1 protein-coding gene is annotated in these 376 nt (G+C 57.2%); it reads right to left on the bottom strand.

Annotated features, from left to right (window positions below):
• Positions 1–215: 215 nt before the first annotated feature.
• Positions 216–374: an IS66 family insertion sequence element accessory protein TnpB gene (tnpB, locus tag ACYQ8L_RS18660; RefSeq protein WP_459943321.1), complete on the bottom strand. Its 159-nt coding sequence runs from the start codon at positions 372–374 to the stop codon at positions 216–218.
• Positions 375–376: the final 2 nt, after the last annotated feature.

Here is a 376-nt window from a genome sequence, read left to right as displayed (position 1 = left end):
CACGTCCGACCGAAGCTTCTGGTTCTCTTCGGACAGCGCTTCGTTACGTGCAGCGAGGGCGGCCTTCTCTTCCTGTAGCGCCAAGAGAAGATCGCGCAGAACCTTTATATCGTTCGGCAGGGCGGGATCTATCGTTTTCATGCCCTGCCCTATACCACAAAAAGCCTCGTCGTGTCCAGAGATTTTTCTGTAAAATGGCCTCCGTGTCTATTTTCTCAGGCCGCCACGGACACAGATAACCGCCGATGCGAACCCCTCTGTTCAATCTCCAGCCCGCTCAGTAACCACATGAGCTGCCGAGGCTCGATCTCCAGCACCTCCGCTTCGCTCCGAGGCCACCGAAACCTCTCCGACTCCAGCCGCTTCTGCCACAGGT

Source organism: Deferrisoma palaeochoriense (assembly GCF_054656955.1).
Note: the sequence above shows the minus strand (reverse complement) of the source record. Positions and strands in the feature narration are given on the sequence as shown.